Annotated in this window: 17 protein-coding genes and 5 pseudogenes; 15 read left to right on the top strand and 7 right to left on the bottom strand. The window is 70.8% G+C overall.

The genetic code is table 11. The features are described from left to right. Positions 1-45: 45 nt before the first annotated feature. From FF86_RS12130 to FF86_RS46805, 3 genes and pseudogenes are all read right to left on the bottom strand, one after another. Positions 46-270 carry a 4-oxalocrotonate tautomerase family protein gene (locus FF86_RS12130; RefSeq protein WP_044884651.1) on the bottom strand — a complete coding sequence of 75 codons (225 nt, stop codon included), beginning with the start codon at positions 268-270 and terminating at the stop codon, positions 46-48. A 407-nt stretch (positions 271-677) separates the two neighbouring features. Next, a pseudogene (locus FF86_RS65885) lies at positions 678-1,220 on the bottom strand (hypothetical protein); the annotation flags it as partial. Between the two features lies 1 nt (position 1,221). After that, positions 1,222-1,533: pseudogene (locus tag FF86_RS46805) on the bottom strand (site-specific integrase); the annotation flags it as partial. A 1,542-nt stretch (positions 1,534-3,075) separates the two neighbouring features. Here FF86_RS46805 and FF86_RS12120 point away from each other — a divergent pair. From FF86_RS12120 to FF86_RS12015, 15 genes and pseudogenes are all read left to right on the top strand, one after another. Then, positions 3,076-3,297 (top strand): AlpA family transcriptional regulator, encoded by a 222-nt coding sequence (locus tag FF86_RS12120; protein ID WP_242418618.1) that lies wholly within the window; start codon positions 3,076-3,078, stop codon positions 3,295-3,297. A 1,351-nt stretch (positions 3,298-4,648) separates the two neighbouring features. After that, complete coding sequence (locus FF86_RS12105; RefSeq protein WP_044884562.1) at positions 4,649-4,846, top strand: hypothetical protein; 198 nt, start codon at positions 4,649-4,651, stop codon at positions 4,844-4,846. Beyond that, positions 4,843-4,985 (top strand): annotated as a pseudogene (locus FF86_RS65880) (hypothetical protein); the annotation flags it as partial. The gene FF86_RS12105 and the pseudogene FF86_RS65880, both read left to right, overlap by 4 nt. 1 nt (position 4,986) lies before the next feature. Continuing rightward, on the top strand, positions 4,987-6,597 hold a 1,611-nt coding region (locus FF86_RS12100), incomplete at its 5' end, for a hypothetical protein (RefSeq protein ID WP_242418617.1). An 817-nt stretch (positions 6,598-7,414) separates the two neighbouring features. Beyond that, positions 7,415-8,194 (top strand): SprT-like domain-containing protein, encoded by a 780-nt coding sequence (locus FF86_RS12090; RefSeq protein ID WP_044884564.1) that lies wholly within the window; start codon positions 7,415-7,417, stop codon positions 8,192-8,194. 933 nt (positions 8,195-9,127) lie between these two features. Further along, positions 9,128-9,637, top strand: coding sequence for a helix-turn-helix domain-containing protein (locus FF86_RS12075; RefSeq protein WP_044884567.1), 510 nt, complete (start codon positions 9,128-9,130; stop codon positions 9,635-9,637). 496 nt (positions 9,638-10,133) lie between these two features. Then, positions 10,134-10,460, top strand: a complete 327-nt coding sequence (locus tag FF86_RS12065) for a hypothetical protein (RefSeq protein ID WP_044884569.1) — start codon at positions 10,134-10,136, stop codon at positions 10,458-10,460. Between the two features lie 656 nt (positions 10,461-11,116). Then, entirely contained in the window at positions 11,117-11,773 is a 657-nt protein-coding gene (locus FF86_RS12055) for a hypothetical protein (protein ID WP_128423278.1), read from the top strand. Beyond that, positions 11,773-12,378, top strand: coding sequence for a hypothetical protein (locus FF86_RS12050; RefSeq protein WP_044884571.1), 606 nt, complete (start codon positions 11,773-11,775; stop codon positions 12,376-12,378). Before FF86_RS12055 ends, FF86_RS12050 begins: the two co-directional genes overlap by 1 nt. After that, positions 12,375-12,644, top strand: a complete 270-nt coding sequence (locus FF86_RS12045) for a hypothetical protein (protein WP_044884572.1) — start codon at positions 12,375-12,377, stop codon at positions 12,642-12,644. Before FF86_RS12050 ends, FF86_RS12045 begins: the two co-directional genes overlap by 4 nt. Before the next feature lies 1 nt (position 12,645). Further along, positions 12,646-13,377 (top strand): hypothetical protein, encoded by a 732-nt coding sequence (locus tag FF86_RS12040; protein WP_044884573.1) that lies wholly within the window; start codon positions 12,646-12,648, stop codon positions 13,375-13,377. Positions 13,378-13,392: 15 nt separating this feature from the next. Continuing rightward, entirely contained in the window at positions 13,393-13,956 is a 564-nt protein-coding gene (locus FF86_RS12035) for a hypothetical protein (RefSeq protein ID WP_128423279.1), read from the top strand. A 1-nt stretch (position 13,957) separates the two neighbouring features. Next, positions 13,958-14,401, top strand: a complete 444-nt coding sequence (locus tag FF86_RS12030; protein ID WP_044884575.1) for a hypothetical protein — start codon at positions 13,958-13,960, stop codon at positions 14,399-14,401. Further along, positions 14,398-14,586 carry a helix-turn-helix domain-containing protein gene (locus FF86_RS12025; protein WP_044884576.1) on the top strand — a complete coding sequence of 63 codons (189 nt, stop codon included), beginning with the start codon at positions 14,398-14,400 and terminating at the stop codon, positions 14,584-14,586. The genes FF86_RS12030 and FF86_RS12025 overlap by 4 nt, the downstream gene beginning before the upstream one ends. 566 nt (positions 14,587-15,152) lie before the next feature. Continuing rightward, positions 15,153-16,124, top strand: a complete 972-nt coding sequence (locus tag FF86_RS12015; protein ID WP_199865359.1) for a tyrosine-type recombinase/integrase — start codon at positions 15,153-15,155, stop codon at positions 16,122-16,124. An 86-nt stretch (positions 16,125-16,210) separates the two neighbouring features. Here FF86_RS12015 and FF86_RS65875 read toward each other — a convergent pair. From FF86_RS65875 to FF86_RS46800, 4 genes and pseudogenes are all read right to left on the bottom strand, one after another. Further along, positions 16,211-16,520, bottom strand: a 310-nt coding sequence (locus FF86_RS65875) for a DUF2283 domain-containing protein (RefSeq protein ID WP_396229838.1), incomplete at its 3' end; no start/stop codon positions are given. A 253-nt stretch (positions 16,521-16,773) separates the two neighbouring features. Then, positions 16,774-17,187 carry a DUF6941 family protein gene (locus tag FF86_RS12005; RefSeq protein WP_128423281.1) on the bottom strand — a complete coding sequence of 138 codons (414 nt, stop codon included), beginning with the start codon at positions 17,185-17,187 and terminating at the stop codon, positions 16,774-16,776. A gap of 530 nt (positions 17,188-17,717) precedes the next feature. Continuing rightward, a pseudogene (locus tag FF86_RS12000) lies at positions 17,718-18,148 on the bottom strand (GNAT family N-acetyltransferase); the annotation flags it as partial. Between the two features lies 1 nt (position 18,149). After that, positions 18,150-18,260: pseudogene (locus tag FF86_RS46800) on the bottom strand (GNAT family N-acetyltransferase); the annotation flags it as partial. Positions 18,261-18,806 lie beyond the last annotated feature (546 nt).

The raw sequence follows: 18,806 nt of genomic DNA, 5'->3' as shown, positions 1-18,806 counted from the left end.
TGCCGATTTCCTCGGNGAGTAGTCGGCGGCTTCGGCTTCGACTCCTCAGGTGCTCTCGCTGGCCTGGAGTTTCTGCACGTCCTCGGTGGTCAGGCACCGTCCTCCGATGCCCCAGTCCCCGCTACGAACCTCCTCGACGACGACATGGGTCACTGATCGCGTCGCCTCGCCCTCGATGCCGACCATGACCTCGGTCAACTTGGCGATCATCTCCTGCTTCTGCTGGGGGGTGAATACGCCTTCGATCACTTTCACGTTGACGAACGGCATGTCCGTTACCTCCACCTACCTCCAACGCTGTGCCCCTGACCCCAGCCGCCGTCCGGCAGCCGGGCTGACCAGGGTGTACCCAGGCATGCCGACGAAAGTCAGGCGTCTTCCGCACCGTCTCGGCCACGGTCATCCTCGGATCAGCCTGACATCGCGCAGGCACGAACGGCCCTGGTGGGCGCCTCCGCGTGGTCAGCTCGTACCGGCCGTCTTCGCCATCCTGGGCGAGANCACCGATCTCGATGATGCAGATCTTCGGATTTCTTGCTCCAGGAAGCAGTGCAAGGGCTGGTCAGGGCTGGGTTCGGTCCGNGCGGAACTGGTCGATGACGACGGTGAACTGGCCGTTGACCGCTACGGCCACATTCTGCCTGGTCAGCGGCTTACCTACTCCCCCACGGTCCGNNATCCGTCCGCTTGATCTTGCGGGTCCGCCGGCGCCCACGCTGCATCCACGATCCGACGCGTCCGCTCCGCCGAGTCCGGGAACAAGTGGCTGTATGTCCTCAGTGTCTCGGCCGGGTCGTTGCCGAGCCGGGCCGCGACCACCGTCACGGACTCCCCGCCATCGATCAGGGTCGACGCATAGTGATGGCGGAGATCATGAAAGGTCGTGCCGGTCGGCACGGACGGAAGCTCCGGTGCGGTCGTCCGCCGGGCCTTCCGATCGCGTTTGCGCCGCTCGGCCGCCCGGTTCACGACTTCGACGGCGTCCGCGAACGCGAGGTGCACCATGCGCGCGGAGATCGGCTCCCACTGCTCGTCGCCGCGGTGCAGCAGGGTCCCCAGCATCTCCCCCGCGGTCAGCGTTGACAGCGCGTCGAGCACGAACGCCGGCGCGGGTACCTCACGGACACCGTTCGTAGTCTTGACGGGCAGCAGCTTCCAGGGGGGCGCCTCGGAGAGCTGCCACCGGACGTCGAGGTCACGCGCGAGATGCCGGACCGCCGNCTCGGTCAGCCCCAGGACCTCACTGATCCGCAGGCCGCATCCGGCCCCGACGAGGATGGCCGGCCGGTACGCCTTAGCGATCGCATCGTGCAGCGCCCGCACCTGCTCGACGGTTAGCGGCACGACCGCTTCTTTCACGATCTCCGGCAGCTTGATCCGGACACACGGGCTCCTGCCGATCACCCCGTCGTCTACCGCGCTGGCGAACATCGCCCGCAGGAAGGCGAACCGCATCACGACCGTCCGGGGCGCCGCCGTCGAGGCCCAGGACGTCACGAGCGCCTGCACCGCGGTGCGGCTGACCGCCGACATTCTGTGATCGCCGAGCGTCGGATACGTGTGCACCCGCATNACGATCTCGACCTGGCGGGCAGTACGCGGCCGATGCTGCACCTGGGCCGTTCGCCAGCGTTCAGCGAACGCCTTCACGGTTTCGCGGCCTGCGCGCGGGTCGACGTGCACGCCACGCTGCACCGCGGACTCCTGGTCGGCGGCCCAGCGCGAGGCATCGGTTTTCCGGGCGAAGTGCCGCGAGTGCTCCTTGCCGGCCGCGTCGTAGTAGCGCGCACGCCACTTACCGTCCGGCCTCTTCTTGACGCTGGCCATCGCCCCCGGTCTCCCGTCGTCGGATCTCCTCGGTCACCTGGTCGACAAGCTGACGGGTGACCCGCTCGCGTAGCTCGCGCCGCCGGTCCGGGCTCGCGTCGGGTTCGCTTTCAGCCACAAGCCGGTCCCGCTCATTGGCCAACGAATTACCCCAGAGATCCCGGGCAACAAGCGCGACGAAGGCCGCGCCCCTGCCAGTAGCTTTTTCAATTTCCCTGTTTTCTCCAGCAAGCTCACGCAACCGAATATCGCCAGAAAGCTGATTCAGCAAGTTTCGGGTTATTCTCCCACGTACGGAGCGGACCGTATCGCGTGTCGCCGCGCTCGGGACACTCTTTTCACTCAGGATATGGTCCCGTTCAGCGGACAGGGTCCGACCCCACAACGCGAGCGATAGCGCCACGATGATTGCCGGCGGTTCACCGAGTCGGCGTCCCGCTAGTTCCTCGGTCTCGCCACCTAGCCACGCCCAGCGAGTGACGTCGCCGACAGTGCCACCGCGCGGCCACAGCCCCAGTTCGAAGGCACGGCGAGCAACTGGCATCGCCTCTAAGATCGTCCGCGCCGCGAGGTTCCGGATCGGCTCCCTTACTTGGGCATCGATTTCTTCATCGGCCCCGCCCGCCAATTCGGGGCTCAGCGGGAGATCTGTGAAGGAATGTGCTCCCGGGTCACTCGGTACAGGTGGCGGGCCGGCTATTCGGCCGAAATCCCAGGTACCGCGCCCAATAGCGTCCGCGACGCGAGAGGGCACGATNATGTCCTCCGGCGTCTCCCCGGCAAGGATGTCCGCTATATCTCGCGCCGATCCGTGGATCTGAGGGGTCAACGCCACAAGATCCGGCGAGTCGAGTAGCTCTGACACGGTGACTTGGCGCTCGCAGGCCACACCAAGTACAAACGGCAGAACAACAAGCTCTTCAATGCTGATTGATTTCGCTCCGCGCTCCAGCGCGGCAATCCTCGACCGATCCCAAGCGAGTCCGCAAAGCCGAGCCGCGTCGGACACGTCCTGCTGCCTGCGACCAGCCTCTCGTCGAATCCTTGCAGCCGCACCACCGATCACAGTGCGTAGCGAATCGACCGTAGCCCGAGGCGGATCGGCCGGATCTTCGGGAGTCACAGGCCGAACGTACCAGGGTCGAGCGGGTGAAGCTCCACCCGCTGGACAGAACCAATCGAACGCGTGTATGACTGGCCTGGATCGGGTGAGAAGTCACCCGTACGAAGGGCTGGAGGGCCAAGTCGGTGAGCGACGACGAGATGCTGCGGACCAGCGAACTCAGCCGATTGATCAAGGTGCCTGTCGGCACGCTTAGGCAATGGCGTCACCGGGGGTTCGGTCCGCTCGGCTTCCGGGTCGGCGGGACCGTGGTGTACCGGCGTAGCGAAGTCGACCGATGGTTGGCGGAGCAAGAGCGGGCCGAGCGGGAACGCGCGCCCTACTGCGCCGGCCGGGCGTCGGCATGACCCCGACCCCCGCTGACCCTGGCGTCGTGGCCACGGCCGGGTGGGTCGACCGCCCGGCCGTGCCCCGGGTGGTCGTGGCCGCCCGGCCGCGCCACCCGGTCGAGTCCGCCCTCGCCACCGCAGTCTCGTGGGTGGGCTACCGGCTGACGCCCTACGTGATCAGCGAGGCCCGCCCGCTCCTGGACCTCGCGACGGTAGGGAGTTTGCTCGGCCATCCGGCCCTGACGGTGCCCCTGCTGGCCCCGCTGTATCGCGTCGGTCTGATCGCCCCGGATGGATCTCTTGTCGGCAACCTGTGGCCGTGGCGCTGGATGAGCATGGACGCTCGCCGGTCCGCGGTCGACGAGCTTGCGGGGCTGATCTGCCTGGCGGACGATGTGGCCGCGACGCTCGCCCGCCTCGGCGCGCCCATCGAGCCGTCCTGGCCCGGGGACCGGATCACCCTCGCGGCTCTGCTCGCTGCGGACGTCGACCCATGGCAGCCTGCGCGGCTCCTTGCTGAGGCCCTCCAGCCGATGACGCCCTACGCGGTGAACCCGTCCGGACTNGTTGTCCGGTACCGCCCCGGGGTCCGCGGGGAGGCCGAGCGGGAGGCCGCGGTGCTGCGGCGCCGAGTCGAGGCACGGGCTCGCNCGCGCATAGGCCGTCCGGCCCCGCACGTCCTGCCGTACGCCGGTGGGGGACAGCGTCGTCCGGGCGCGCAGCAGCGCGGCGCCGAACTCCGCCGGGACGCTCTCCGCCCGGTACTGCGCCGCTGGCCCGAGGTCACCGCCGCCGAATTCAAGATCGAGTCGGGTAGTCGGCTGTCCCCGCAGGCCGCCGCGCTCCAGCAGGAGCGGGCCGCGCTCGGCCTGGACCGTCTGCCGCTGGCCGCCTACGGCGACAGCGCGACCGGTGTGGCGACCCGCCAGCGGATCGGTGACGACCTCCGCACCCTCCGCCGCGAACTCCGCCGATCTTGAAATTGGCTGTCGCGCGAACGCTGGCAGCGTTCGCGCGACAGCTACCCGGCGCACGGTGGGGTCATGGCAGAGATCGACAACCCGGTACGTGGCCCGGCAACGCTGCGGTACTGGGCGGATGCGCTCGACCCTGCGGGCGATCTCGACGAGGACACCCGCACCCTGCTGGCGAGCAGATGCCGGACGAAGTGGATGGCCACCGTTGGNCGGCTCGGCGGCCAGGCCGGCAAGGGCCGTCGCCGCACCACCGCCCCCGAGGCTCCTGCCGCAGAGGCGGCCTGACTAGCCCCGGAAATGACAAAGCCGACGCTCCCCAGCGCCGGCTCCGCCCNCCCCACAGACCCGCCAGGTCTGAGATCCCGCCCGCCATCACACGATCAGGACTACCTGTGAAGATACCCGTCATCGGTCGGCGTGACGATACCGCCGACACCCCCGACCACCCGGCCACCGACCCCATCGAAGAACTCCGCGCTCAGCTCCGCCGCGTCTGCGGCGGCCGGCTGCGCACCCTGGATGCCGAGCGGGAGCACCTCGACGCTCGCCGGCGGGGCGAGGCCGCGCGGATGCGGCGGGTGGGCGAGTGACCGTAAGCCCGATCCGGGCGGACGTCGGTGATGATCTGATCCTCGCTGAGCGGGTGGTCGTCGGGGCGATGATGTCCGGCGACCTGGAGACCGCGGTAGACCTCGCCGCGACGCTGACCGCCGAGGACTTCCACCGGTCNGCGCATGGCCTGGCGTTCCGGGTGTCGTGCGACCTGCGGTCGGACGGTCTGCTCACGGACCCGCTGCCCGTGTGGACCGAGATGCTGCGCCGGTCGGAGGTGGAGACCTCGAGCGCGGCCTACGGGATGCAGGTGGTCTACCTCGTCGAGTGCGTCGAGGTCGCCGCGACCGTGGGCAACGTCGGCTGGTACGCCCGCCAGGTCGCCGACGCCGCCGACCGGCGTCGCACCCGGGAGACGTTCCTGTCGGCGCTGGGCTACCTCGACAGCCCGGATGCCGACGTGGCCGAGGTGATCGGGTGGACCACCACCGAGCTGTCTCGAACCGTCGCCCGCGGCCTGGCCGGGCCCGCCGCGGTCGACGATGAGTCGTTCTGGTTTGCCCGGCCGTGCCTGGCCCATGTGCGCGAGTTCGCCCGTGCGCGGATGGCGTCGCCATGGGCTGTCCTCGGTGTGGCCCTGGTGCGGGTGCTGTCGCAGGTACCGCCGGAGTACGTCCTGCCGGCCACCATCGGCAGCCACGCGAGCCTGAACCTGTTCCTCGCGGTCGTGGCTCCCTCGGGTGGCGGTAAGGGCGCGGCGATGGGCGCGGCCCGCGACGCCTGCGACGTCGGCGACGTCAACGTCTGGCCGGTCGGGACTGGCGAGGGTCTGGTCAAGACCTTCGTGCACTACGACAAGGACGCCGAGGACATCGTTCAGGACGAGACGTCCGCCGTCATCGAGATTCACGAGGTCGACCAGCTCGGCGCGGTCAAGGGCCGTACCGGCGCAACGATCCTCTCTGTCCTGCGAAGCGGATGGGTCGGCGAAGAAGTCGGTTTTAACAACGCCGATGCCACCCGCCGGCTGAAGGTCGCCCCGCACGCCTACCGCCTCGGCCTGGTCGTCGGGGTGCAGCCCGGTCGGGCGGACGTCCTGCTCAACGAGGCCGAGGCCGCCGGGGGCACCCCGCAACGGTTCGTGTGGCTGCCCGGCACCGACCCCGCGATGCCCGACGAGATGCCGGCCGAACCGAAACCGTGGGAGTGGGACCTGCCCGGCTGGCCGGACGACGTCGAGTTCCACCCGGGCCGGCTGCGTGTTCTCGACGTGTGCGCCGAGGCCATCGTCACGATCCGGGAGGCACACCGCCGGCGCCAGCGGGGGGACGCCGAGGCACTCGACGGGCACGCCCTGCTGTGCCGGCTGAAGGTCGCCGCCGCGCTCGGTCTGCTCGACGGGCACGCCCGCGTCACCGCCGAGGACTGGCGGTTGGCCGGGACGCTGATGGACATCTCGGACCGGACCCGGCAATCCGTAGTGGACACGCTGCGCCGGGCCGCCGCCGAACGGAACCGGGCCCGCGCCGAGGCGGACGCCGAGCGGGCCGTCATCGTCGCCGACCGGACCGACGGCGCCCAGACGAAGAAGGCATGCGCGGCGATCATGCGATGCCTTCACCGGGCGGACGGGTGGGTGTCGCAGTCCGATCTGCGATCGGCCGCGCGGCGGTACCGCGACTACCTGGACGACGCCGTGGGGCGGCTCGCCGAGGCAGGACAGATCGAGATCGAAACGGTCGTCTACCAAGGTCAACAGGGAAGAAAGTACCGCCGTGTCCCGACCTGAAATTCCAGGGGGGGCAGGTGGGGACGCTGTCCCCCCTGTCAGCAGATTTCCGGTTCCTTGCTCACAGAAAACCCCAGGTCACAGGACTACAGCTCACCCGCGGGACACCGCGCGTCAGGCCCAGGGGTGGCCGCCACCCCTGAATGTCCCCCCCTCGTGGCCACCCCTGAAGGGCCGAAAGTGATCACCGATAACGACTTGGCCGAGATCGACAAGGAGACCGAGGACCGGGTCGCCGCCCGCATCACCGACGCCCGGAAACGCGCCAACGCCCGCCGGGCTGAAGACCTCGCAAAGCAGGCCGCCCGCACCGCCGGACTCGCAGCCCGGCACGACCGCAAGATCAACCGACTTGGAGGCGCCCCCACCATGCCCACCNTCACCCCCGGCGCGTCGCCGGCCCACGGAGCGCCCACCGCCCGCACCCTGATCGACACCGGCGGATGCGCACCCGGATGCCTGCTCGCCGTCAGCCCGCCCCGGACCTGCACATGCCCGTGCGGCGGCCGGCACCACGGTGCCCTCGGCACCGCCGCCGTGCCCACCCTCGACCCCACCCAGGCCGCAGCATGAGCGCCCCTCGGCCCGCCCGGGAGTGGACCGGCCACGCCCGACCCGACGGCACGCCCAGTGCCGAGGCACGTGCCCCGTGGGCGGGCTTGCGCTCGCCCACCGCCTGGACCTGCCCGTCCTGCCGGACCCCTGCCGAGCCCGGCCCGCACGGTGCCCTGCTCGCCCGCCACGCCGGTGGCTGCCCGAACGCCCGGCCGGCACCGTGACGGCCGCCCCTGGACCGTCCCCGCTGACGGAGACAGAGGTGGCGCACCGGCGGGCAACCGCCGCCCTCGCCGCCGGCCGGGATGATCTCAAGCAGTTGCACGAGCTCTGGGCGACGTACAACGTCCGCTACTACGGCGGGGCGATGGCGCCGCCGTACATCCTCCTGGACGAGCCGTCAGTGCCCCGGCGCTACGGCCAGTTCGCCGCCCGCGGGGGACTCGGCGGGCGCGGTCAGATCATGATCCGGCCGTCCCTGCTGGCAGGGACACACCCGCACCTGCGCGACGCAGACGAGACGACGCGCCGCCGGTTCGTTGCCGACGTCCTACTACACGAGAGCATCCACCAGTGGCAACACGAGGTCGCTGGCCGCACCGACCGCGGATACCACGGGCACGGGCCCGCCTTCCGCGACCGGGCCAACGAGATCGGTGCCGCCCTCGGTCTCCCCCCGGTGCGCACGGCGAAGCGCCGCGGCCCCGACGCCGACCTCCCGAGCTGCGCGCAGTGGCCGCACTGCGTCCGCCCCGTCGACCACTACGCCGGTAGTTACGTCCCCGCCAGTGGGGACACCGATCTGATCGCGCAGATCATCGAGACCACGACCCACGCCGCCGCCCTGTGGGAACAGCTCGGCCCGCACGACCTCGACGACCTCGACGTCAACACCGCATGCGAGATCAGCGCGGTACTCGCCCGGCATGCCGTCGCCACAGGCGGCTTCACCCACGTACTCAAACGCCAGCGGAACCCGGGCAAGACCCGGCCCCGATCCTCCGGTGACCCCCTGAACACGACCAGTAGGACCAGCCGGTGACCCGACCTGACGACACCCCACCCGACCCGAGAGGACGACCCCCACATGATCCCCGCGAGCATGCAAAACGACCACGGCCGGAAGATCTACCGGACCCTGAAAGGGCTCGCTGCCCGCGCTGTGGACGACCGCGCCGACATGGCACCACCCACCCAGGCCGAGCAGGACGCGGCAGCCAACTGGCTCCGCCGCCTCCTGCAAAGCGAGAAAGACACCCTCGCCAGGGATCTCTTCCCCTCCGCCGCGCTGAACGGCTTCCCGTCCCCGCTGATCTTCGACCTGTTGATGCAGATGGAAGGCGTCATCGTCGGCTGGAGCACCACTGNGGACGATCTCGCCTACCGCNTGCTGACCGTCACTGAGCTGCCCCGCCCCGCTTAGTAGCACGCCATCCGTCGCGCCGGGCGCGGCCATCACCCCGCCCGACCCCATCCCCACCAGCCCGAGAGGACCAGCAGCAGCTCACCGTGGCCTGCCACGACCCCGCCAGCGTCGCGCCCGACGCTCCGGCAACGCTTCGGCCACGACCTCGGGCGGCAGATCCCGGTCGTACGCCTCGTAATCCGCATCCCCCGGATACAAGATCGTCGGAATGAAGCAGGCGACGAACTCGTCGTTACCCTCCGACGTGAATACCCGGATCCCGAGATCACTGAGCCGCCGCGGAACCNCCCCNCCCGGCTCGCGCGCCACGTCGTACCGCCGCACCCGCGGGCCTGGCGCCTCCTCCTCTTCCTCTGCGGCCCAGTCTTCCCCGTCGCCATCCCACACATCCCCCGTCATCCGGCCACCGTGCCACACCCCGACACGGGAGACGGTGGCGGGCGTCCGGTCGCTCGCGCACGCGCGCGAGGCTGACAGTGCCACGGTCTGTCACCGGCAGGCGGAGGGCTAACGTATGAAACACCTGTTCGATAGGAGCATGTCCCGAAAATGAGTACGGAAAGTAGTGGCCGACTAGGCCGCGCCCATCTGCGACCGGTCGCGGACGGCGAGGCCGAGCAGGTGCGCGCGTTGCACGCCGAGGGCTTGAGCCGCAACAAGATCGCCGAGCGGCTGGGCCGGTCTCCGTCGACAGTCTCGAAGCTCGCTCAGACGCTCGGTCTGGAGTTCGATCGAGCCGCCACCCGCGCGGCTACCCGTGCGGCCGTGGTGGATGCTGCCGCACGCCGCGCGGAGATCCTCACTGCGACGTACCAGCGGCTCGGCGAGGTGCTGTCCCGGCTGGGTGCCCGCCAGCCGCTGGCCCACGGTGAGACCAAGGACGGCGAGATCGTGGAGAGCTCGGTGACGGTGCTTCCTGCCCGCGACGTCCAGGCCCTCGCGACCGCCTCGGATCGGCTGTCGTCGGTGATCTCCAGGTTGGAGGCCGTCGACGACGGCGCCGCGTCCATGAGCGCCGTCGATGAGTGGCTGCGTGCGATGTCGGGGAGGTCAGCGTGACCCGGTTGCGCGTCGTGGGCCCGGAGGACGAGGACGCCGTGCGGGAGCTGCACGCCCGGGGGTTCAGCCGGAACGCGATCGCCCGGGAGATCGGCCGCTCGCCCNCCACCNTCAGCAAGATCGCTAAGGGTCTGGGGCTGGAGTTCGACCGTGNCGCCACGAAGGAGGCCACCGCGGCGGTAGTCGCGGATGCTGCCTCACGGCGCACCGCACTGGTATCCGAGATGATCGACAAGGCGGCTGAGCTCGTCTCCCAGATCAGCGGCCCCTACACCGCGGTGTTCTCGGACAAGGAGGGCAACGCGGTCGAGACGCCTCTCGCGCGGATCACCCCGGGCGCAGCGCGCGACTTGTGCTCGGCGGTGTCGAGCCTGTCGGCGAGCATCCTGCGGCTGTCCTCCGTCCCCGCCAGCGACGGCGCGGCCGAGGCCCGGTCGATGCTGGGGGATCTTGCCCGCGCGCTGGACGTCGCTGCCGCGAACCTGCCGGACGCCTCGTGACTGGCCGCGGCGAGCATGCGGGGGACGTGGTCGCCGCAACGCTGCGGGCGGCCGAGCTGGTGGGGACGGCCCGGCACATGCCCCCGGCCGACCTCGAACGTACGTTCTTCAGGATCGTTCGGGACCTCGGCGAGCAGTGCGGACTTGCGTCCGAGGAGTCCGGCGTACAGGTCGCCGCGATGGTCATGACCCTCGCCAGGTTCACAGCGGAGATCCTGGACGAGTGGTCCACGGAAGACCCGGACGCCGCGGAGACGTGGCTCTCTGACGTGGTGGCCGGAATCGTGATGGAGGCCGAGCGGCGACGGGACGCTGATGGCTGACGCCGGTGGCGGCCTGGACGTGGCCGCACTCGGCCTGGTGGACCTCGACGCCGTCGCCCGCCGCGTCGCACGGTACGAGCGGGCCATCGCGGCGGTGCGGGCGCGGCTGTGGGGGGCCTTGGATCCGCGGGTGATCGACGCGCTCGACCGGCATCTGTGCGAGCTTCCCGCCCGGCCGGTCGTCGCCTTCGCCGCCGCGATCGCCGAGGCCGACCTCGACAGGCTGCGGCGGGTCCGCGACCTGCTCGGCGCTGACCCGCCGGCAGCGTGGGGCCCGGCCGCGCTCCTCACCGAGGCGCTCGTCCGAAGGGAACAGGCGTTCGGCGGCGCCGTGATCGTGCCGGCATCCCTGGCCGGTGCGGTGCGGGCGCTGCTCGCCGAGGGCCTGACCGCCCGCGCTCACCGGGACGGAGGGCTCCCGCGATCCGACGGTGTGGTCGCCCTGCTCGACCAGCTCGGCCGCGCCGCGTCCCGGGAGCATNCCGGTACCGACATCGGTACCAGCGGCCAGCCCACCGTGCAGCGTGGGGTCAGCGTCACCGAGATGGCCGGCCGGATGGGCTGCACCGAGTCCTACGTCCGCAGGCTGGCCCGGCGGGGCGTGATCCCCGCTCGACGGTCGGGCGGGGTGTGGATCCTCGAGGAGCCAGACGCCGATGACCCCCGCACCACCCACCCCTACCCCTGATCTGAGCTCGATGTCGGCGGCCGAGCTCGCCGAGTACCAGCGGGACGCCGAGACATCCCACGCCGCCGCCCAGGCGCTCGTCGAGCGGGCCGCCGCCGGCGACGCCGACCCCGACGACGTTGAGGCGCTCGGTCTGTTCGCTCGGGCTCGCGCCCGGCTGCGCGGCAGCGAGGCCGAGGCAGCCCGGCGGGAAGCAGTCCGCCGGGACCGGCGAGACGAGCTCGTCGCGTCGATCGTCGACCGTCCCGGCGACGCCGCCCGGGTCGTCGAACACCTCGAAGCCATCGGCCAGGCCGTCGCCGGGCTACGTCGCATCGCCGAGGACCGGCGGACCTTCATCAGCCGGACCGCCACCGGTCTGCGGGCCTGCGGGATCCCCGCTGGGCCACGGGGCGCGGCTGGCGTGTGGCACGCCGACCCCGTCTCCGGATGGGCCGTCGGGGCGGGCGGACGCCGCGTGGACCAGATCAACCCCGAGCTGCTCGTCGCGCTCGCACTGCGCCGAGCCTTCGGAGGCGCGCCGTCCGGCTGGACGCTGCCGCTGCCCTCCGCCGCCTCGACCGACGCCGCCGACAGCGACGAGCTGACCGCGGTCCTCCGGCGCGAACTCGGTGAGGACGCCTGATGGCCACGCCCGCCGAGGCGGAGACGCTGCTCGCCGACCTCGACCAGGCCCCCGACGGTGCGTCCGTGGCGCGAGCTGAGGGGCTCCTCGGCCGGCTGGTCGCCGCCCGCGCCGAACGGACCCGCGCACGGCTCGCCTCCGAAGCGAACGCCGAGCGACTCGCCCGGCTGGAGGCTCTCGCCGGTGAGATCGGGGCCGCGCACGTCGATGCCGAACGTCTCCACGATCTGCTCCAGACCGCCACCGACGCTCTCGCCGCGCTGCTGAAGGCGGTGGACGAGCGCGGACGGCTGCACGACGCGTGGCGTGCCCGGCTACGCGCCGAGCAGGTCCCCGCCGGTGCGACCGGCCGCGCCGAGGACGCCGGCCTCAGCTGGCTCGAGTCGGGTGGTGAGGTGATCTTCGACGGACAGCGGATCGGCCGTCCGGACGCCGGACAGCTCGCCGGCCTCGTGATCCACCAGGCCGTCGCCACCGCCGGGGTCAACCCGGAGCTGCGGTCCGGCCACCCCCTCGCCGAGCATTGCGAGCCCTTCCAGCGGGCTTTGGTCGATGACCCGGCCGGCTATCTGCGCTCCCAGTTCGGCGCCCCGGACCGGCCGTGACCGACACCCGGCGCGCCACCCGCCCGGTGGTCCAGCGGGACGCAGAGTGGCTGGGCTCGGCGAACGCCGCGGAGATCGACGCCGCGCGGCGCCGCGGCGAGCTGGCCGACCTGTTCGGCGCCACGCCGGCCATCGACGTCCAAGACGGCGTGCAGTGGGTGACGGCCGACCTGGAAGGGGCCAGCGCCGACCAGATCGCCGCCGCGCTCGGCCGCGGTGACCTCTCCGAGCTCCTCGCCGGCGGCGACCCTGACGAGGCGGCCTGACGTGGCGACACTGCCCGGCCACAGCCCGAAAGCCGTCCCCGCCGTCGTCAACGGCTCCGGTGACTTCGGCCCCCGCCGCGGCTCCGGGCTGTCCATCGCCCAGCTGGCTGGCCGTGCCCGTGCCGAGCACGCCGATCCGTTGCGCGCTCAGGTCATGGCCGACCCGAAGATCCGCAACCCGGAGGGGTTCCTGATCTGGTTGGGCCGGCGCAAGGGCGGGCTGAACAGCCACAAGGGCCGCTCCCGCCACCCGGGAGTCGGCACTCGCCGGCTGGCCGGTCACGACCCGTCGAGCGTCCACGCCGCTCCCCGGGCGCACCGTGGTGGTGGGGATGCGCCGACGATGCGCCTGTCCCGCACGGACATCGGCCGGGCGTTGCACGGGGCCGCGCCGACGCTAGTCCTCCCCCGCGAGACGTCCCGGTCGGCACCGAAGACGCTCCGCCCGCTCTCGCCGCCCCGTCCGGCCGTCCAGGACGCGCCTACGGTGGCGCTCCGCCGGCCGCCGGCCCGTGAGGCGGACACGGTCGCGCTGAAGCTCCCGATGAGCCAGGCTGCCCGCGCTACGCGAGCGAAGCCGGGCGGGCAGTGGAACGCCCTCGCGGTCATTCCTCGCACGCCCGAGCCGGAGCCGGTGAAGCTCCCGCCCGAGCTGGCGAAGTTGCGCGTCGGCAACGTGAAGATCCACAAGAAGACGAAGATCTCGAAAGCTTGGCGGCTTGGTCGCCGCTGACCCTCTGGAGCACAAATGACGACACCGTCGGGCCCAACCAAGGCCCACACGATCCCCAGCCCACCCGACTGGCCTGACCCGTACCTCACCTCGGTCGAAATGAACAAGATCTCGACGATGCTGTCGTTCCTGTCGTTCCGAGCAGGAGGGTTCTGCCAGCTCACCAACACCGTGCCCCACGACATCCCCCCGGACTCCGACTATCCGATCGCCATGGAAAACGAGGAGGTCGACCGGGACGGCGGCCACTCCGACCAGGAAAACACCTCCCGCTACGTCGTGAAGACCCCGGGGAACTATCTCATCGCCGGGACGGCGGCTCTCGCCGTCAACGGCACCGGCTTCCGCGCGTCGAAACTCATGGTCAACGGCGGCGAAGCGAACCCGATCACGCTGGCCATCACCCAGCGGGCCGCGATGACCGGCATCGAGCCGTTCATGCCCGTCGGACCGCGCATCGCCCGGCTCGCCGTGAGCGACTACGTCGAGCTGCGCGTCCGGCAGAACAGCGGGAACACCATTCAGACGTCGGTGGCGGACGGCGGGTCGAGCCTGACCGTCGTGTGGATCGGAGCCTGATATGACCAGCATCGACAGCGGCCTCGCCGCCCTCCTGCCCGCCGCCGGGGTGTGCCACGTCCGTGCGACCGCCACGCAGACCCTCACCCCGGGCAGGGACAGCCCGGTCGTGTTCGGCGCCGCCGCGGTGGACGACGAGGGGATGTGGGATCCGGCCCAGCCGACCCGGATCACCGTGCGCACCGCCGGGGCGTACGCGGTCTACGGGATCGTCACGTTCGCCGCCGGCGAGGCCGACCGGCGGGCGACCTATCGGCGCAACGGCACCGACGTCATGTCCGCGTCCACCGGCCCGGCCGCCGACGGCGCGGAACTGGAGCTGGCCGTCACGATCGTCCGCCTGGCCGCCGGCGACTACCTCGAGCTGACCGCCACCGGCCCGCTGGCCACCACGCTCGCCCAGGACGGATGTCAGCTCGCCGTCGCCCGCCTGGACCGACGATGACCGCCCCGGCGGATCTCGTCCCGCGGACCGAGGTGCCGAACCGCTGGCCGGCGATCAGCGAGCGGATGGCCCGCAGGCTCACCGACGAGCGCACGATCCCCTGCTGGGTGGTCGGCCGACGGGTGTACGTCTCGGCTGCGGATGTCGAGGCGTATCTGGCGTCCTGCTACCGGCCGGCTGGGTGAGCGCGGTCTACCGCCAGGCCCCGAACATCGGGTGCGACAGCTGCGGCGGGGNGGNGACGTACACCGTGGTCTCCCACTGCCGCCGGGCGTCGTCCCCGCAGATCACGCGCAGGCATATCCGCTCGGACCGGTCCTCGAGCACGCGCACCAGCCAGTCCGTCTGATCACCGGTACGGAGCGCACCGTGCTGGACCCGCAGGCGAGGGACGGACGAAGACGGGTCGATGCTGTCCTGGTCAGGGGTGAACTCGACGCCGTGGCCCTCGATGACCGAGGCGGTCAGGCGGGTGAGCGGCCACGGGGATTCGAGGCGCAGATGAAGGTGGGAGTACCACCCGCCTACCGACTCCGGCTCCATCTCGATCGTGCCGCTGAAGGTGGGCTGGCGTTCGTCGCGACGGCGTTCCCGCTCGATCCGGGCGACCTGCCNGGCATAGACCGCGCTGCCGACCGCGACCAGCAGAGAGATGATCGAGACGATGAACGCGGTGCCCTCCATGCACGGAGCCTAGGGACACCCCGGTCACGACCGGTCCGCCAGGGTCCTTCACGGATACAACAGAACGGTGATTCTGTTGTATCTTCGGATCATGATTCCCGAGTCCGCCGCACCGTCCACCGACGTCGCCCTTGCTGAGATCATCGAGCCGGGCGCGCTCATGCCGGCCGACGGCGGGGACCCGTGGCCGCCGCTGGTCGCGCTCTGGCTCGATTCCGGGTTCGCGGCGAAGACGCGGGAGGCGTACGGCCGCGGGGTCGCCGAGTGGACGAGGGCCTGCGCCGGGTGGGACGTCCATCCGCTCGCCGCCCGCCGCCAGCACCTCGACCGGTGGGCCCGCGAGCTGGAAGCCGCCGGGCAGGCCTCCACCACGATCGCCCGGAAGCTGTCCTCGGTCGCGTCGGTCTACAGCTACGCGGTGGACGAGGGCGTCATCACCGCCTCGCCGGCCGCGCGGGTCCGCCGGCCGAAGACCGGCGACCGGCACCAGGCCCCCGGCATGTCCCTCGACGAGGCCCGCCGGTTCCTCGCCGCGGCGGCCGCCGACGGGCCGCGCACCGAGGCGCTTATGGGACTGCTGCTGCGCAACGGGCTACGGGTGTCCGAGGCGATCGGCCTGGACGTGACCGACCTCGACACCGAACGCGGCCACCGGATCATCCGCATGGTCGGCAAGGGCGCGAAGGCCGCGGTCATCGTGCTCGCCCCAACCACCGGCCACGCCCTCGACGTCTACCTCGACGGCCGCGCCGACGGTCCGCTGTTCGCGACGTCGACCGGCCGCCGCCTCGACCGGCCGGCGGTGTGGCGCAAGGTCCGCCAACTTGGCCGCCGGGCCGGCCTGCCCCAGACCCGGCTGTCTCCGCACTCGATGCGGGCCACCGCCATCACGCTCCTACTCGACGCCGGCGCGAGCCTGCGCGACGCCCAGGACTTCGCCCGCCACGCCGACCCCCGCACCACCCGCGGCTACGACCGCGCCCGCGGCAACCTCGACCGCCACGGCACCTACGCGCTGAGCGCCTTCCTCGGCGAGTAGAGCCAAGAAGCCTGGGCCCCTGCAGGTGGCGATCATCGGCCGCTGTCTGAGTAGACGGACCTGCGTGCGTCAGCTGACGGCGATGNGACCCTCGCGCTGGATCAGCGATGGAGGCGAGCCGCCAGGGGTTGAGCTGATCTCGGCTGACTGACCAGACAGGCCCCTGAGGTAGCGCTCCAGCGCCGATCGATCAGTCGCGGGGATGTGCATCGCCATGATGTCGCTCGTTGGGAGCGCGCGATATGGATTGATGATCTCGATGCCTACGACGACATCGAACCCATCAACATCAACTAGGGTGCCTGAGTCGAGTTGCACTGTTCGGGAGGCGGACTGAGCAGTCTCACCCATCGCGAGATAGATCGCGTTGGCCGTCTGGTCCCACGTCACCAACATGGCTNCACCCTAACTCATCCGTCCGGCCAGGCTACCGTGATCACAAAACGATTATTGCCTGCGACGGGTGCGCTCACACACACCTTCAGGATGCCCTGATCGGTCTGCCCGTAGATCCAGACCGACCCAGGCTGGCCCGGTTCGCGTCGAAGCTCCCTGCTCAGGGCTTGCTCGACCTGCGCATGCGTGGCTCGGCGCAGGATCATGCGTTCTCTACCGTGGTAGCTGATTGTGACGGGCATAGTCGGCTTCGTTAGGAAGTTTCCGTAGCTACCGGCGGTGGCGTGACTACCCGATAGTTGATCTTATATGGCTCGCTCTGATCAAGTGCCAGCTGGATGAGATGGTCACCCAGCTCGGCAATCGGTAGAAGCCCATTGATGGCCATCACGACGCGCACCACAGCGCCGGGCGGTGGAACAGGCGGCCAGATGGGGGTGGTTCGCACCTCCATGGTCAGGTGAGTCTGGCCCGAGGGTGCGGTCGAAATGATCGTCAAGAGCTGCTCAGCTCCGCATTTCTCTTGGGTGAACAGGAGCTCGACGAGCAGAGCGAACGGCCGCGCCCAGGGCACCGCTGGAACTGGCACGATCGGGCTCGCACCGAGTAGGTGGGCCGCGTCGCCGTCCACCCGGGCATGATCGGCAAGGATCGCATACTTGATCAACGGCACCTCCTCCTGAATTTAGGCAAGATATCCCCTTGACGTGGATCCACCTACAAGGGGCGCCGTGCGCCGGACATCGCGAGGGCAGCGAGGCGAAGAACGCACGGCGCTCGTTGCTCCTCGTTACCGGTCCGCCCGGCGCGAAGGCCATCACGGCACCGACGCCGTCGCGATCCCCGGGCCCGGGAAGCGTCGGCTACTCCGGCCGCTTCGGGGCGTGCACGGTCCGGCAGTTCGGGCATTCCTTGGACGACGGCGGACGGCGGAACGTCAGCTTCACCCCGGGCCCGGTCTGCGGGCGGCGATGCTTCCGGCAGCGCAAGACGATCGCCGCCGGGTTCTGCGGCTTCGCCGCCGGATCATCCATGTTGCTGAGGATGGCCCGTTCCGTCGGTCCGCGCCGTAGTCCCCACGTGATCCGCTATGCGACCGGGATCAGCGTGACCGACGGCTTCGCCAACGGTCCACCGCCGTCATCCTGGTCGGCCTCGACCAGACGCTGCACCAGAGCGAGGGGACGGTGTACTCGGTCAGGCTTCGATGGTTGGCGCTCGTGAGACCCACTCGGAGCGGGCGATCGCGTAGATGCCTTTCTCTGCGCCGTGAAGGCGTTCGGTGCGCGTGAGGTGCATGCCGAGTCGTTCGGCGAGCCGGATCGAGGCGGCATTCGTGGCCCGGATGACCGAGACGACCTCGGGTAGATCGGGGTATTCGTCGAAGGCCCAGCCGATCGCGGCGGTCGCGGCTTCAGTACCGAACCCGTGGCCCCACCAGGGGCGACCGATGAACCAGACGGCTTCGATGCCCGGCCAGCCTGGTTCGTTCCACAGGCCGGCGCGGCCGATGAGCGTGCCGGTGGCGCGTTCGACGACGGACCAGGGGCCGACGCCTTCGAGGGTCCAGCACCCGATGTTGCCGGCGAGGTTGTGCCAGGTGCCGTGCCGGTCAGATGGACCGCCGANGTGCCTGGTGAACTCCTCGTCGCTCCATATCTCGGCGTAGGCGTCGAGGTCGGCTCGGGCGATGGGACGCAGGATCAGCCGGTCGGTGGTCAGGGTGGGAATCGTGGTCACGGGGCGCCCGTCCCCGCCGGCAGAGCCCGGTATGCCTCGACGTAGGCGGCGACTTCGGGGAGCTGGCGGTGATCCGCGCTGAATGCACGGCCGAGACTGCGGAGCTTCCCGCTGACGGTGTGGGCAGGAACCGGGCTCTCGGCCAGGACGGCGCTCGCGATACGCGCCGCCTCNTCGGGCTCGGGTCTGCTGCCACGCAGGTGCGCGAGCGCGAGAGTCAGCGTCGCGTGGTGGGATTCCTCGGCCGAGTAGTCGCCGCCGCGCCGCTGGTACCCGTCGACGGCGATCGCTGCCCACCGGCCGGCATCGTCCATGTCGCCGAGCGCCAGCGCGGCGCCCGCGCGGAACATCGCGACGCCGGCCGGGCCCACCGGCGTTGACCCAGGCCTGGGCGCGAAGGTGTCCGCGGTCGCCTCCATCCGGCCGAGCGCCTCGCGGGCCGCGGCCGCGTTGCCGAGAGCGGCGTGGGTGCGTGCCTCATAGGCGGCGATCCGGGCCGCCATGTACGGGTCGGTGATGTGGCTGACCGCCTGAAGGTCGGCCAGC

The organism is Frankia sp. CpI1-P (assembly GCF_001421075.1).
In the GTDB taxonomy this organism is placed as follows: domain Bacteria; phylum Actinomycetota; class Actinomycetes; order Frankiales; family Frankiaceae; genus Frankia; species Frankia torreyi.
This window is presented reverse-complemented; position numbering and strand designations above follow the sequence as displayed.

Coding starts and splice junctions, on each gene's coding strand:
- FF86_RS12130 (WP_044884651.1), bottom strand. CDS start 270: ATGCCGTTCGTCAACGTGAAAGTGATCGAAGGCGTATTCACCCCCCAG.
- FF86_RS12075 (WP_044884567.1), top strand. CDS start 9,128: ATGAGTACGGAAAGTAGTGGCCGACTAGGCCGCGCCCATCTGCGACCG.
- FF86_RS12055 (WP_128423278.1), top strand. CDS start 11,117: ATGACCCCCGCACCACCCACCCCTACCCCTGATCTGAGCTCGATGTCG.
- FF86_RS12050 (WP_044884571.1), top strand. CDS start 11,773: ATGGCCACGCCCGCCGAGGCGGAGACGCTGCTCGCCGACCTCGACCAG.
- FF86_RS12035 (WP_128423279.1), top strand. CDS start 13,393: ATGACGACACCGTCGGGCCCAACCAAGGCCCACACGATCCCCAGCCCA.
- FF86_RS12030 (WP_044884575.1), top strand. CDS start 13,958: ATGACCAGCATCGACAGCGGCCTCGCCGCCCTCCTGCCCGCCGCCGGG.
- FF86_RS12025 (WP_044884576.1), top strand. CDS start 14,398: ATGACCGCCCCGGCGGATCTCGTCCCGCGGACCGAGGTGCCGAACCGC.